This window comes from Flavobacterium sp. N1994 (assembly GCF_025947145.1).
In the GTDB taxonomy this organism is placed as follows: domain Bacteria; phylum Bacteroidota; class Bacteroidia; order Flavobacteriales; family Flavobacteriaceae; genus Flavobacterium.
On the sequence record NZ_CP109999.1, the window covers coordinates 1825727 to 1840567 of the forward strand.

The window sequence follows — 14841 nt, forward strand, 5'->3', positions numbered from 1 at the left end:
TATTAACCATTTAAAATATAACGTCATGGCATTAGGAGATTTTTTTAAAAAACTATTTGGTTCTTCTACCAAAGAAATGGCAGATAAAGCAGAAACATTTGCCGAAGAAACATTTGAAAAAGCTAAAGTAGCCGCTGCTCCCTTAGTGGATAAAGTAGAAGATTTTATAGATACGGCTAAAGAAAAAGTTAGCGAACACATTCCCGCTGCAAAAGAAGCAGTTGAAAATGCTGTAGAAACGGTTAAAGAAAAAGCAGCTGATTTAGCAGACAAAGCCGAGAAAATAGCACATGATACTGTGGAAACCGTTAAAGAAAAAGCAAGTGCTTTTGCTAATGATGCCTCTGAAGAAGCTGACGAAGTAAGAACAAAAGCAGAAGATATTGTAAAACCAGCAGATGAAAATGCGGATTAATTTTTAAAATTATTATTTTTGTACTCTAATTATCCCGATACGTCGGGATTTTTTTATCTCGTTATGGAAAAGAAAGAACTGCACTATATTCATTCATCAGCAGAATATGTAGACCAATTTATAAAATTATTGATTGATTATTCTCCCAAATTAATTTCGGCATTAATCATTCTTTTTATTGGATTGTATGCTATTCGTATCATTAATCGTTTGGTAAGACGAATCATGGTGAAGCGAGAATTAGACCCAACCTTATCTACCTTTTTAGCTGATAGTTTGCTTTGGGCTATGCGCTTTTTACTATTCATAACCTTTATTTCTAAATTAGGAATTGAAACTTCTTCTTTCGTAGCTATTCTTGGAGCGGTTGGTTTAGCGGTAGGTTTGTCTTTACAAGGTTCGTTATCCAATTTCGCGGGTGGTGTGTTGATTATTTTATTCAAGCCATTTAAAGTTGGAGATTCGATAGAAGCGCAAAACGTAGCAGGAACCGTAAGTGAGATTCAGATTTTTGTTACCAAATTAGTCACCGGAAACAATCAAACTATTTTTGTTCCAAACGGTATTTTGTCTAATGGCGTCATCACCAACTTTTCTATAGGAAAAAATAGAAGAGCCAACTTACTTTTCAATATTTCCTATGAAACGAATATAAAAACGGCTAAGGAAATTGTGATGCAGGTATTAGAAAACCACCCAAAGGTTTTAAAAACACCAGCACCAACAGTAGTAGTCAATCTTTTAACCGACTCTGCCATACAATTAGCGATTCGCCCTTGGTCAAAAAATATTGATTTTAGCGATATGTGTTCCGATGTTTTAGAGGAATTTAAAGAAGCGTTTGATAAAGCCGGTATAGTGATTCAGCCTTTTGTGAAAGAGGCTTCTAAGAAGTAATTTTCTTTGCCACCATAAAATCCTTTAAATAAAAAGGCTCAAAATACGCCACATCCTCAAAGTCATTTTTGGTAAACTTTTCATAGCTCAAGGCACTCATTTCTTGGGCTGAAGGAAAAATGATTTCGGGAAGGAAATGGAAATTATCTTTTAGCAAAACCGTTTGGCATTTCTCTTGACAATCCCCAATAAAGTAAATAGGTTCTGTTATATCGCTATAACTTTCCTCGGTGAGCACTTCTGCTTGGACTTCCATGATTTTGGTGTGATTGGCATCAAAAACAGCGCTGTACACTTCCATTCTTCTTGCGTCAATCATTGGGACAATTAATCCGGTTTCAATTATAACTTGTTTCGCCAACGCCTGCAAAGTATCCACAGAAATCAGAGGAATTCCCAAGGCGTAGCACAAACCTTTTGCGGTAGAAACGCCAATTCGTAAACCCGTATAAGAACCTGGCCCTTTACTTACCGCAATAGCTTTCAACTCATGAACGGCAACTCCTGTTTCTTTTAAAATTTCTTCAATAAAAACATGTAGTTTTTCGGCGTGAGAATATCCTGCTTCTGCGATTTCTTTACACAAAATAGTGTCGCCATTCTTGGCCAAAGCCACCGAACAGTTCTTAGTGGCCGTTTCTATGTTAAGGATATAAGTCAAAGGGAAGTGATTTATTTTTTCTCTTTATCCGATTTTTGCAAAGTGACCTTGTCGCCCGAATTGAGGTCTTTGGTAACAGTGGTATAAGGTCCTGTAATGATGACATCCCCTTTCTTTAGGCCGGAAATTATTTCAATATTAGTATCATCTTGAATTCCAGTTTTCACCACTCTGATTTTGGCTTTATTTCCCTCTTTTACAAAAACACATTCAAATTTTTTATCGCTTTTAGAAGCTACTTTTTTGTCTTCGCTTTCGTCTTTTACTTCGTATTTTTTAGTGGCTGCTGTATCTGCTTTGATAACTACAGAACTTATTGGCACACCAATCACTTTCTCTTTGCGTTTTGTAATGATGTCAACCGTTGCGGTCATTCCTGGTCTGAAAGGCGAATAGGTTTCTGGTTTTCCTGCTAATAAATCTTGGTAGGATTCTTTTAAAATTCTAACTTTTACTTTAAAATTAGTCACCTGATCCGCTGTAGTTGCCGTACTTGCCGAGTTAGAAATGCTGGTTACAATTCCTTTAAACTCTTTTTTCAAATAGGCATCAACTTGAATTTTAGTGCTGTCTCCGATATTAATTTTTACAATGTCATTTTCATTCACGTCCACTTCCACTTCCATATTGTTCAAGTTGGCCACTCGCATTAACTCGGTTCCCGTCATTTGTTGCGTTCCTAAAATTCTTTCTCCTAGTTCAACGCTCAACTTAGAAATAGTTCCATCGGCTGGCGCATAAATAGTGGTTCTTCCTAAATTATCTGTAGATTCTTTTACCGTTGCTGAAGCACTTTGCACATTGTAATACGCCGATTCTTTGCTGGCTTTAGCTACTTCAAAAGAAGCAGTAGCTTTGTCCCAATCAGATTTAGAGATGATACCTTTGTCAAACAACGTTTTGTTTCTTTCGAAGTTGGCTTTAGCTTCTTTAAAAGAGGCATCGGCTTGACTTAAACCAGCTTTAGTTCCAGATAAATTCGAGATAGAACGTTTCAATCCTGAAGTATATAAATCGGGATTAATTTTTACCAAAAGTTGTCCTTTTTTGACTACTTGTCCTTCTTTTACAGGCAGATCAATAATTTCTCCCGATACTTGAGAGGATATTTTAACTTCTATTTCAGGTTGGATTTTTCCTGTTGCAGAAACGGTTTCTACTATGGTAATTTCATCTGCTTTAGCTGTTTCAACTTGTACAGAATTATCATTACTTCCAATAATCCCTTTTGATTTTAATGCAACAAGTGTTATAATTAGTACGATAACAACTCCAACTAGTATATAAATTCTCTTTTTTGACATGATTTATTGTTTTTGAATGATTGGGATTCCAAAATAAAGTTCTACTACTTTCATTTTAAAGATGTAATCGTATTTGGCACGAATAGCATCCGATTGTGCTGTTGAATATAGGGTTTGTGATTGATTAAAATCGAAGGCATTCATCATTCCCACAGCATACTTTTCTTTAGCATAATTAAAAGCTTCTTGTCTTGCTTCTAACGTTGCTGTTGAGGATTCATAAGTTTTCAAAGCGCCTTTAGCATCTGAAATGGCTTTATACACATTGGTTTTCAAATCAATTTTGGCTTGTTCAAAGGCATTTTTAGATTTTTCGTAACTCACTTTGCTTCTTTCTAAATTACCTCTGGCAGAGAATCCATTGAAAATCGGAATTCTTAACTCCAATCCAAAATTATGTCCTTTGTTGTTGCTAAACTGATCAAAAACGGGAGCGGCTTTACTGAAAACAGGTAAAAAATTAGGTTCGATAACGTTTTGTCCTGTTCCTTCAACCTGACCAATTATTGACGTTGGATTGGCTAAATTAGGAGTAAAACCAGTAACTCTGTCGGAATAACTCGCTCTGGTACTGAAGCTATAAAAACCTGTCAAAGTGGGTAACAATGCCCCTCTTGCTATTTTTACATTTCGTTCTGCTATATCAATGTTCGCCTGAGCGATTTTGATTTCAACTCTAACCTGATTGGCTTTCTCAACAATAGCCTGAGGTGTTTCTAACATCACTGGACTTGGTTTTGCTTCCAAATCAACATCGGCTATATCAAAATTTTCAAAATCATCTAAAACCAACAGTTGCGCTAAACTTAATCGGGAGATTAGCAAACTATTCTCGGCAGCTACTACTTTTTGTTTATCCGCTGCTAGTGTTGCTTTCATGTCTAACAAATCGCCTTTCGGCACAGAGCCAGCATCTACTAATTCCTGTGAACGAACTAATTGTTTTTCAGCATACGCCAACTGCGCTTGTTGCACTTTTAGATTTTCTCTGTTGAATAGAATATCTAAGTAAGCATTTGCCACATAGAGCGAAATATCTTCCTGCATTTTGGTCAACTGATATTGTCCTGCTAATTGGGAAAGCTTTGCTTTTCTTAAACGGTTTTGATTTTGCAACCCTTTATAAATGTCAATACTAGAATTTAAACTAGCAGAAGTATACTGAATCGTTTGATTTTCTAAAAGACCCGTGGTGATGTTTTGGTTTAAACCAATATTCCAGGAATGAGAAGCACCTCCGTTAAGAGTAGGCAGAAAACTACCAACCGCCATTTTTTTATCGATAGCCGCTGCTTTTAAATCGAGTTCTGACTGTTTGATGGAAATATTGTTTTTTAAAGCATATTCTACACATTCCTGCAAGGTCCAATTTTTAACTTGTGCCTGACTAATGAAGCCTGAAATAAGTATAGAAAAGAAAAGAATTTTTTGTATTATATTTTTCATAATAATCAGGTTTGCTAACCTTACTTTTTCTAAGAAACAAAGATATGATTTTTGCGTTTCAATTGCCTATTGAAAGACATACAACTTTAGTCCTACCTTTTTTGATAATGTTACACCATTTTACATTTTTTACTTTTATTTTTGCCGAAAATATATTTCAAATGAAGTCTTTCCTGAAATCTACGTTCCCTCTTGTTGTGATTTCTATCTTGTACACAAGTTGTTCTACCACTCAAAAAATAGAAGCCTTAAAGCCTTTGCCTTCTGATGATGCACCCATGGTTTATAACACCAAAACATCATTCGTGAACATGCCTTTGCAAATTACATTGAAGGAAATTGAAAACCAATTGAATAAAACGTTGAGTGGAGAAATTTATAACGATTCTGATTTAGAAGACGATAAAACCGAAATGAAAATCACCAAAACAGGACCAATCCGATTGGTAGAAAAAAATGGAAAGATAGAAACTATTTTACCTTTGAAAATTTGGTCAAAATTTAAATACGGCACCGATTTCATGGGATTAAATGATACTCGTGAAGTCAACTTAAACGGAACCTTTACTTTACTTAGCGATGTGAAGTTATCGAATTGGAAGATGTCAACCACTTCAAAAATTGAAGATTTCTATTGGGTCGAAAGTCCATCAATACTAGTAGCCGGAAGAAATGTTCCTATTACTTATATCATCAATCCAACACTTTCAATTTTCAAATCGAAAATTGCCAAAAAAATAGATGAAGCCATTGTAAATTCCTGTGATTTCAAACCTTATGTTTTGGATGTTTTGGAAAAAATGAGTACGCCTTTTTTAACTAGCGAACAATACCAAACTTGGTTTAAGCTAATTCCGATAGAAGTGTATGTTACCGATGCTGTCTTGGATAAAACCCAAATCAATATGGATTTAGGATTGAAATGCAGTATGCAAACGATGGTGGGTTTAAAACCAAAAAATAGCTTTGATAAAAATGCAGTTCAGTTTAAAGCAGTATCTAAAATTCCAGAAAAACTAACTGCAAACGTAGCAGCTATCTCTACTTATGAAAGTGCTTCACAACTTATCTCTTCTAATTTTCAAGGAAAAGAATTTGTCTCTGGTAGTCGAAAAATTGTAGTGCAAAAAGTAGGTTTGTGGCAAAGAGATGGTAAAATCATTATTGCGTTAGACATGACCGGAAGCATCAATGGAACCATCTATTTATCTGGGATTCCTAATTATAATGCCGTAACGAAAGAAATCTATTTTGATCAAATGGATTACGTTTTAGACACCAAAGGGCTTCTAACCCGCACCGCTAACTGGCTATTACAAGGTGTGATTTTAAGAAAAATTCAGGAAACCTGTCGTTATTCTATTAAGCAAAATTTAGACGAAGGCAAGAAAAGTTTACTTCCTTATTTGAATAATTTCTCTCCAATGAAAGGCGTATATGTCAACGGAACTATGAGTGATTTTGAATTTGAAAAAGTAGAAGTGACCAACAAAGCCATCATTGCTTTTATTACGACAACTGGAAAAATGAGTGTGAGAATTGATGGTATGGATTAAATTCAGAATGCCGATTTAGAAATACCGTTTATTTCTTCTTGTAATACATTTTATAAATCACAAACCCAATCACAGCCACCAAAATATAAGGAATCGCCATAAGGAAAACGATACCATCATTTACGGCTTCTACTTTAGTCTTGTTGCCTTCACTTTCTAAGGAAGCACGACACATAGCACATTGGGAGAAAGAGTTTAGAGAAAAGAAGCAAGAAATAAGAAGCAAGAAAAAAATGTTTTTCAAACTAAATGGTCTTATCGGTTGTCTCTTACTTCTTGCTTCTTTAATTGGCATAATACGGAGAAATCATTAAGTATACCACAACTCCCGTAACAGCCACATATAACCAAAGTGGAAAAGTAAATTTGGCTAATATTTTATGTTTATCAAATGTTTTAGCTAGAGCTCTTACATAGGTAATTAAGACCAAAGGAATAATTGCAACCGATAACAAAATATGGGTAAGCAAAATAAATAAATAGACATTACGAGTAGAGCCTGCGTTTACTTTCTCTATTGCATCTAAAAATCCATTACCATCAACATCACCATAAATAGTAGAATCTGTCGTCATGTGATAAGCCACATACATTACAAGAAAAACTACAGAACAGGCAATTGCCATCGTCATCAATCTTTCATGCACTTTTTGATTCCCATTTTTAATAGCCAATACAGCCATGATTAAAAGTAATGCCGTAAGACCATTGATAGAAGCATAAATAGGGGGTAAAAAAGATAGAGGTTCTACTATGACCCCAAAATCTTTTAGTTTCACAGAGAACAAAATAGCAACTGCCACTGGAATTAGTATGGATACAAAAATTATGGGTGTTCTAAGTCTCTTTTCTAAGGTTGTTGTATCTGAATTATTCATTTAGTAATTTTTTAATGTCTTCTGTAATTGCTTTAACTCCTTTTTTTTCTAAACCGTCGTAATATAAAATAGGGTTCCCAAAATCATCTTCTCTGCATCTTATATTTCCGTTTTTATCAATCAAAGCAAAAAGCCCTGAATGTTCAAAACCACCATTTACATTTTTATTTTCGCCAGCATACAAATTAAATCCTTTGTTGGCAATATTGAAAATATAATCTTTGTCTCCCGTTAATAAATGCCAGTTAGAAGATTTTACTCCCAATTTCTGAGCATGTTCTTTCAAAATAGCTGAAGTATCATGTTCTGGGTTTATGGAAATAGAGGCGATACCAAAGTTAGGATTGCCAAAAAAAACATTTTGAATATCTACCATATTTCTATTCATTATAGGACAAATAGAAGGACAAGTTGTGAAGAAAAATTCAACCAAATAAACTTTCCCTTTATAAGTTTCATTAGTGATTTTTATTCCATTTTGATCTGTTAATTCCCATTTAGGAGCTGGGCCAATTTTTCTAAGACCTGTTTCTGGATTTTTGTGATTAGAAATGGCATCTATTCGATCGCCTTGTACTACAGTATTGTTTTTTATTCTTTCAATAATTTTTGGAATGAAAATGATTCCAAAAACTAATACGATAAAGGATAAGCCTATATAGGATTTGCTTTTCATGACAATAATCTAAATTTCTCTTGTGGCGTTATGATTTTTTTTAAGTGCGGCTCTATATTCATAAATGATGATTTTCATGTCATCCATCATCTTATTATACAAATCCGATACATAAATGGTGCTATACCCTTCTTTGTATTCAGGTGTCCCTTTTTGGTCTTGCCCTTTTCTTCCTCTCAAATTTCTTTTCTTATCAACAATAAATACATTTGGAGTAGCTAGGGTATTATCAAGTTTACCTACCAAGTGAAGTTTGTCATAGAACGCTGTTATTTCATTTGGCGAAGCAAATACAAAATTCCATCCTTTATGGGTTCCTAATTTTTTAATGTCTAATTTTAATAATTCCTGAACCTGATTTTGTGTGCCATCAGGAAGAACCATTATCACTTGAAAATCTTTAAAATCTTTATACTTATCATAGATGATTTCATAAAGGTTAAAAAAATTGCCTTTGTGTTTCATTACATCACTTCCAATAAATCCAAGTATAGTGATTTTATTGGTTAACTTAACTTGTTTATTGTCTAAGGTTTTCCAAGAAGTTATTTCAGGAATATCTTTGGTGATGGTAGGCAAAGAAATAAAACTATTGACACCCGAAGCAAAAAAAAGATACGCAACAATAGGTAGAACAAACAGTACAAAAAGGACAATATTTTTTTTCATTTTCATAGTGAAAAACAGTTGTACAAAAATAAAAAAATCCCGCCTTGTATTATAAACTAGACGGGACTTTTTTTTGAATTAATATAGTGTTAAAAATTCCATTTAATGGTAGAATTTTTAAAAACCTCAAAAACGTAATTAGCTTCTACTAAAAGGATAAATAATAAATACAATACTAGGAAGATTACCGTTCCAACTACGGCCCATCGTAAAGTGCTTTTTTCACCTTCCATGTGCATGAAAGCCCAAACAATATAATAAGCTTTGTATAACGTTAGTATGATGAATATCCAGTTTAATAAATTCATGCTTAAAAAATTGTTCATGAACAAAGCTTCTGGTCTAATAATCCCTAAGGTTACCTCTACTGTAGTTACAACAGACAAAAGGGCAAAAACCAACCAAATTCTTTTTGTATTAGATACGTGCTCGTGTGCGTGATCGTGTGACATAATATAAATTTTTGTAAAAAATTAAACTAGGTAGAAGAAAGTAAATACGAATACCCAAACTAAATCGACAAAGTGCCAATATAATCCCACTTTCTCTACCATTTCGTATGTTCTTCTTTTCTCGTATGTTCCTAAAACAACATTCAAGAAAATAATAAAATTGATAATAACTCCAGAAAATACGTGGAATCCGTGGAATCCAGTAATAAAGAAGAAGAAGTCAGCAAATAGTTTACTTCCGTATTCGTTATGTTTTAAATTAGCTCCTTCAACTACATTAGCAGCATTTCCAACTAAAATATCTGACTCAGCTCTAGTTAAGATTTCTCTGTGTTTGTTATGATTTAAACCTGGTTGAAGTTTAGTGTTTTTTCTATCTTCTTCAGTATCTCTGTATATTTTTTCAGTTCTAACTAATAACTCAGGATGTGCTTTGTATGCAGCTTGAACTTCAGCAACAGAATAAGTAGGAAGTGCATCTTCATCTTGCATAAACCATTTTCCTTTACTTCTTGTTAGCGGTTCTCTTTGGTCAGGCAAATGCGTTACAAATTTATCTAAAGCTACTCTTTTACCTGCAGTATCTACGAATTGGACAATACTTCCTCCTTTAGTTTCAACGGCACCATATTCACCGTGTATGAAGTTTTTCCATTCCCAAGCTTGAGACCCAACGAAGATTAAACCTCCAACAATAGTCAATAACATATAGAATGCTACTTTACTTTGTTTCATTTGGTGTCCAGCATCAACGGCTAATACCATTGTTACGGAAGAAAAAATCAGGATAAAAGTCATCAACGCCACATAATACATTGGTGCTTCCACCCCATGCATAAACGGAAAGTGCGTAAACACTTCATCGGCTAAAGGCCAATTATCAATAAATTTAAATCTCGAAAAACCATACGCAGCAAGGAATCCAGAGAAAGTTAAAGCATCCGATACGATAAAAAACCACATCATCAATTTGCCATAACTAGCTCCCATTGGCTCATTTCCGCCACCCCAAGTATTCTCAGTATTATTTCCAGTAGTAACTGTAGCTCCCATAAAAGTTAAAAGTTAAAAAGTTCCCAAATTTAGATTTTTTTTCTTATTTAAAGAAATATAAAAACAAAAACAAACAAATCCACAAGAAATCAAGAAAGTGCCAATACATCGCACCTAGTTCAATTCCAAGCGTTTGAGTTGAATTGTATTTTTGTTTAAAATGATTATAAATTATGATTAAAAGCGAAATTAATCCTCCAGCAAGGTGAGCCAAGTGAACTGTGGCAATTACATAAAGAAAAGTCGTAGCAATATTACTCTCTGGACCTGTGAAAAAATAGCCACTTTCCATCAATTGTCTAAAACCTGTAAACTGACAAAGTACAAAGCCAATTCCTAGCGCTAAAGTAAGTAAAAGAAATAATGTTGTTCCTTGACGATTGTCTTTTTGAATTGCTTTTTTGGCCAAATGAAACGTAATACTACACAAAATAATAGTAGCCGTACTGAAATAAAATGCCGTTGGCAAATGAAAATCCTTCAACCAATCTTCTCTTGATTTACTTACTACAAAAGCACTCACAATTCCTGCAAACATCATCGTCATGCTTCCCATGGCGAACAACAAAAGTAGTTTGTACGATCTTGCAGTTCTTTCTTTATGTTCTTGAGCGGTCATTGTCATACCCATCTATCTTAAAAATTTATCTATAATATATACTAATTGCAGCAAAGATATATAAGAAACACTAACTAACATCAATGTTCTGGCTGCTTTTGCAGTTCGTAACTGATATAATTTTATGGCGTAAAAAATCATCCAAATACCAAGCAAAAACACTATCCCTGCCGCAATTGGCGAAAGGAACAATCTTCCAGTATATCCTATGCAAGGCAACAACGAAGCCACTAACAACCAAACCGAATAAAGTATAATCTGCAACGCTGTAGAGTTGTCTTTTTTTCCAGTAGGCAACATAAAGAAACCTGCCTTTTCATAATCATCATATAAGAACCAACCAATGGCCCAAAAATGAGGAAATTGCCAAAAGAATTGTATCAAAAAAAGCGTTCCCGCTTCAATACCAAAATTATTAGTCGCCGCAACCCAACCCAACATAAACGGAATCGCGCCTGGAAAAGCTCCCACAAAAACTGAAAGTGGCGTATATTGTTTTAACGGTGTGTATATACTAGTGTAAAGAAAAATCGAAATCGCGCCAAACATCGCCGACTTTGGATTGATTAAATACAATAGTATCAAACCAACAATAGTCAACAAACTCGCAATAAACAAAGCATGATTCGGTGACATTCTCCCAGAAGCTACCGGACGATTTTTAGTTCTGTCCATCAAAGCATCTAAGTCTTTTTCTATCACTTGATTAAACGCATTAGAAGCCCCTACCATACAATATCCGCCGACAGCCAACATCAATAAAGTCGTCACTTTTAAATCATGAAAATCAAGTACTCCAAGAAGATACCCTGCTATTGAAGAAAACACCACACTAATCGCCAAACCCGCTTTGGTGATTTCTTTAAAATCAAGGGCAATTTTTTTGAAAGAAAATGGAGCAGCGATTGCGTTCATCAGTAGTTTTAAGACTGCCGCAAAGGTACTTTATAGAAAACGATTTGACAAAAAAATATTGAGGATATATTTGGGGAATTATCATTATTTTTAGAAGCAGCTGTTTTGTCTTTCTATCACGCATCCTCCCGCTATCCGCGCTACACGGTAGCTAGCTCCTATCGGGGCTATAATCACAAATATATTATCTATCAAATAACAACTCCCAACACCATAAAATTCTAATGTTGGGAGCGTATTTATATATTACCAAGATAATTTTTGATGCTGTCAGTTGTCTAAAATTGACAAAATTCTAATAATCAAAATACCAATTGAAAATATCACAACGTAATCCAATAGAAACCCAAGTAGTACTCTCTTTAATAGCCGTTGCAGTCTCGGTAGCTGGATTAAAGTTGCGGTAAATGAGACTACCATACAGTTTCAAATTGGTGGCAGGATTAATCAAATAACCTGCTTGCATATCTGCAATAAAAATGCTGGTGGTATTTCCTTGTCCAATAACCACGCCAGTATCATAAGGTCTGTTATCATTATAACTTAAATAAATATTACTTCCGTAGTTGTAGTTATCTGTTCCATTGTTGAAATCCAATCCGCGTTTTCCAACAGTAAATTTAGCATCTGCAAAGTATCTCCCATTATGATAACGAGCAATAGCGATAAATTCTTTGAAATTCCCTCCCCATTGGTGTCCCAAACTTTGATTGTTGTGACCATAATTGGTAATCGCTTCGCTATGGGAATACACATAAGGGCGAACTTGGTTATACTCAACTTGCAACAATAAATTTTTGATATGGAAGGCATTGTAGTATTTCGCACCAATCTGGTAACCAAATTTATTTTTCCAGCTATTGTTTCCAGCCTTAACATCTTGCAATGAAAACTCATCTAACAAAAACTGTCCGTAAAAATTAACTTGATTACTCCATTTAAATTTAGAAGTTAAAGCCAATAATGCATTACCACTTCGTGCCGATGAAGTAAACTCAACCGTACGATAAAAAATAATCGGATTGACAAAACTCATATCAAAACCACGGTTGTTATTATTAGTCCAAATTACAGATTCAAAAAGACCTAAATTCCAACGATTGGTAACATTCAAACTCAAATAATGACTTGCTGCAAACTTCGTAGCATAGGTTCTATCTACAGTTACATCAGGTCGAACATCTTTCAGCCAAGTATAAATATTGGTATATTTTATTTTCCAAAAAGTAGTATTCAGTTTTAAATAAGGATACGGACTAGCACCATCACTTAAAATTAACGAACGATAACCATCGCCAATAAAGTTCTTTCCGTAACCCAAATTCAAATTAATAAACTTACTAGGCGTAAAGGACAAATTAGCTTCTGCCATAGGAAAATCATAGGCATCTGTTTTGAAGGGTTTGGCAATTCCAATTCCTGGAATAATTGCTGGGTCACCTCCGTCTGGTTTAATAGATTCTGCATATCGATTAAAATAATCGGCAAATCTACCTTGACTTTCATAAATGGTAGTAGTAAAATTTAATTCTTTTCCTAAACCACCATTAAACTGAATTCCTCTAGTATTAATAAAAGTACTTTTGGCTACACTTGGACTACTTTTTCCAAACTGCAAATCAACAATTGGGTTTAAGGTAAACCAATAATCCTCGCCTTGCACTTCGACTAAATTTTCATTGAACAACTTTCTGCTCAACCAGTCTTGCGATTTCTTTGCTAATTTTTTATTCTCAGCATCAAGATCATAATATTTTGAAACTTCAGCATACGAGTAAGGTTTTGAACCAGTATGATTGTTAGCACCAACTTGATTCATTTCATCATCAAATTGCGAGTAATAGCTATGTGAAAACGGAATATTGATATGGCTTTTGAGTTGTGGATTATCAAACTTTTTAAGTTTTAAATCACTCAATTCTGTCAACTCTTTATTGTTGGGTTTGAATTTTGTAGAACTTTTTTCAGCTAGAACTTCTGTTTCCTTTTGAGCTTCAACTTCGGCAGCACTTTGCAACGGAATTGCTATTTTAATGGTGTATTTGGCATACGTTGGAGTACCATTATAAGTGGCCGGTTTAATTTTAGGAAGTTGACCAAATACTCTTTTACTTTCTGCTACCAAAGACTCATCATTGGCATCTACATAAATTACTCTAAAGCTTCCTGTATCGGCTACTTCAAAAAGGACAATCACGCTGCCTTTGAAATTATTTTGTTTTAAGTTGTCGGGCACTTTGAAATTATTGAAAACAAAATCCTGAACTTGGTTATAAAAACAAGTTTGCAATGGCAGATATTCTAATCCTTCACAAGAAGGAAAAACAGGAAATTTTTCGGCTGTATTTTGGATAACTTGTGATGATGCTACACTAGTTAAAAAAAGTAATACTAAAAACGGAATTGTTTTTTTCATATTATTAAGATATCGATTCAAGATATTATTGCTTTTCAGTGGGTAAAAGTAAAAAAAATCCCGATGTAAATCGGGACAAAGTTTATTATCTAATGGTTACTCGTTTTGTTTCTTTTTATTTAGGTAAAGAAATACGCCTAGTGCCATTAAAGCTCCTATAGTATTTGCGGCCACATCCATAATATCAGCATGTCTTGTGGTGGTAAATTCTTCCTGCAAAAACTCAATTAGAATTCCGTACCCGACAGATATTAAAAAGATGTTTCGTATATTTTTGATTTCAATTACACCTTGTTTTTCCCAGGAGTAAAATCCCCAAAGCATTGTAAAAACAAAATGAAATGTAATATGAACGTATTTATCTACGCTAGTTATAGAAATACCAATCGATGGAAAATCATTTACTTTTACTAAACACAAAAAAGCTATTATTAAGGTCCAGCCTATGGCAAAAACCAAACTGACTTTTTTAAGCCCCAATAAGCTCTTTGTAAGCATCACTCGAAAGCAATTCGTTAATTTCAGAAGCGTTGGCTATTTTTAATTTAATCATCCAGCCTTTTCCGTAAGGATCGCTATTTACATCTTCAGGATTTGATTCTAAATCTTCATTAAATTCAAAGATTTCTCCAGAAAGTGGTAAGAATAAATCTGAAACTGTTTTTACGGCTTCAACGGTACCAAATACTTCGTCTTTATCAAGGGTTTGGTCCAAAGTTTCCACTTCAACATAAACAATGTCGCCCAATTCTTTTTGAGCAAAATCAGTGATGCCAACAGTGGCAACATCGCCATCAATTAAAACCCATTCGTGGTCTTTTGTATATTTTAAATTGCTAGGTATATTCATTTGATATTAATTTTAAGACGGTAAAGATAAGATT

At 34.2% G+C, this 14841-nt stretch carries 17 protein-coding genes; 3 read left to right on the top strand and 14 right to left on the bottom strand.

Annotated features, from left to right (window positions below; all coding sequences use genetic code 11):
- Nucleotides 1–25 precede the first annotated feature (25 nt).
- Nucleotides 26–415, top strand: coding sequence for a hypothetical protein (locus tag OLM53_RS08120; RefSeq protein ID WP_264519736.1), 390 nt, complete (start codon nt 26–28; stop codon nt 413–415).
- A gap of 63 nt (nt 416–478) precedes the next feature.
- Entirely contained in the window at nt 479–1312 is an 834-nt protein-coding gene (locus tag OLM53_RS08125; protein WP_264519737.1) for a mechanosensitive ion channel family protein, read from the top strand.
- Here OLM53_RS08125 and tsaB read toward each other — a convergent pair.
- Genes tsaB through OLM53_RS08140 form a run of 3 tightly spaced genes read right to left on the bottom strand, consistent with a single transcriptional unit; the run spans nt 1302 to nt 4723 of the window.
- Nucleotides 1302–1973, bottom strand: a complete 672-nt coding sequence (tsaB, locus tag OLM53_RS08130; protein WP_264519738.1) for a tRNA (adenosine(37)-N6)-threonylcarbamoyltransferase complex dimerization subunit type 1 TsaB — start codon at nt 1971–1973, stop codon at nt 1302–1304. The genes OLM53_RS08125 and tsaB overlap by 11 nt on opposite strands.
- Before the next feature lie 11 nt (nt 1974–1984).
- Nucleotides 1985–3277 (bottom strand): efflux RND transporter periplasmic adaptor subunit, encoded by a 1293-nt coding sequence (locus OLM53_RS08135; protein ID WP_264519739.1) that lies wholly within the window; start codon nt 3275–3277, stop codon nt 1985–1987.
- Between the two features lie 3 nt (nt 3278–3280).
- On the bottom strand, nt 3281–4723 hold the full coding sequence (locus tag OLM53_RS08140; RefSeq protein WP_264519740.1) for a TolC family protein: 1443 nt from the start codon (nt 4721–4723) through the stop codon (nt 3281–3283).
- Nucleotides 4724–4884: 161 nt separating this feature from the next.
- Between OLM53_RS08140 and OLM53_RS08145 the strand changes: the two genes are divergently transcribed.
- Entirely contained in the window at nt 4885–6279 is a 1395-nt protein-coding gene (locus tag OLM53_RS08145; protein WP_264519741.1) for a DUF4403 family protein, read from the top strand.
- Between the two features lie 28 nt (nt 6280–6307).
- Here the strand turns inward: OLM53_RS08145 and OLM53_RS08150 are convergent, their stop codons facing one another.
- The 11 genes from OLM53_RS08150 to gcvH form a co-directional block, all read right to left on the bottom strand.
- Complete coding sequence (locus OLM53_RS08150) at nt 6308–6574, bottom strand: hypothetical protein (RefSeq protein ID WP_264519742.1); 267 nt, start codon at nt 6572–6574, stop codon at nt 6308–6310.
- Entirely contained in the window at nt 6564–7157 is a 594-nt protein-coding gene (locus OLM53_RS08155) for a DUF420 domain-containing protein (RefSeq protein ID WP_264519743.1), read from the bottom strand. The genes OLM53_RS08150 and OLM53_RS08155 overlap by 11 nt, the downstream gene beginning before the upstream one ends.
- Nucleotides 7150–7833 carry an SCO family protein gene (locus tag OLM53_RS08160; RefSeq protein WP_264519744.1) on the bottom strand — a complete coding sequence of 228 codons (684 nt, stop codon included), beginning with the start codon at nt 7831–7833 and terminating at the stop codon, nt 7150–7152. The genes OLM53_RS08155 and OLM53_RS08160 overlap by 8 nt, the downstream gene beginning before the upstream one ends.
- 9 nt (nt 7834–7842) lie before the next feature.
- Nucleotides 7843–8508, bottom strand: coding sequence for a hypothetical protein (locus OLM53_RS08165; protein ID WP_319799848.1), 666 nt, complete (start codon nt 8506–8508; stop codon nt 7843–7845).
- 83 nt (nt 8509–8591) lie between these two features.
- On the bottom strand, nt 8592–8954 hold the full coding sequence (locus OLM53_RS08170; RefSeq protein WP_264519745.1) for a cytochrome C oxidase subunit IV family protein: 363 nt from the start codon (nt 8952–8954) through the stop codon (nt 8592–8594).
- Nucleotides 8955–8975: 21 nt separating this feature from the next.
- Nucleotides 8976–10007, bottom strand: a complete 1032-nt coding sequence (locus OLM53_RS08175) for a cytochrome c oxidase subunit 3 (RefSeq protein WP_264519746.1) — start codon at nt 10005–10007, stop codon at nt 8976–8978.
- A gap of 43 nt (nt 10008–10050) precedes the next feature.
- Complete coding sequence (locus OLM53_RS08180; RefSeq protein WP_264519747.1) at nt 10051–10638, bottom strand: heme-copper oxidase subunit III; 588 nt, start codon at nt 10636–10638, stop codon at nt 10051–10053.
- The gene (gene cyoE / locus OLM53_RS08185) at nt 10639–11541 is read right to left on the bottom strand and encodes a heme o synthase (RefSeq protein ID WP_264519748.1); all 903 of its coding nucleotides are present in this window, start codon (nt 11539–11541) and stop codon (nt 10639–10641) included.
- Between the two features lie 295 nt (nt 11542–11836).
- Nucleotides 11837–13957 carry a capsule assembly Wzi family protein gene (locus tag OLM53_RS08190; RefSeq protein ID WP_264519749.1) on the bottom strand — a complete coding sequence of 707 codons (2121 nt, stop codon included), beginning with the start codon at nt 13955–13957 and terminating at the stop codon, nt 11837–11839.
- 96 nt (nt 13958–14053) lie between these two features.
- On the bottom strand, nt 14054–14455 hold the full coding sequence (locus OLM53_RS08195; protein WP_264519750.1) for a VanZ family protein: 402 nt from the start codon (nt 14453–14455) through the stop codon (nt 14054–14056).
- A complete protein-coding gene (gene gcvH, locus OLM53_RS08200) occupies nt 14427–14807 on the bottom strand; it encodes a glycine cleavage system protein GcvH (protein ID WP_264519751.1) in 381 nt (126 codons plus the stop codon). Before gcvH ends, OLM53_RS08195 begins: the two co-directional genes overlap by 29 nt.
- Nucleotides 14808–14841 lie beyond the last annotated feature (34 nt).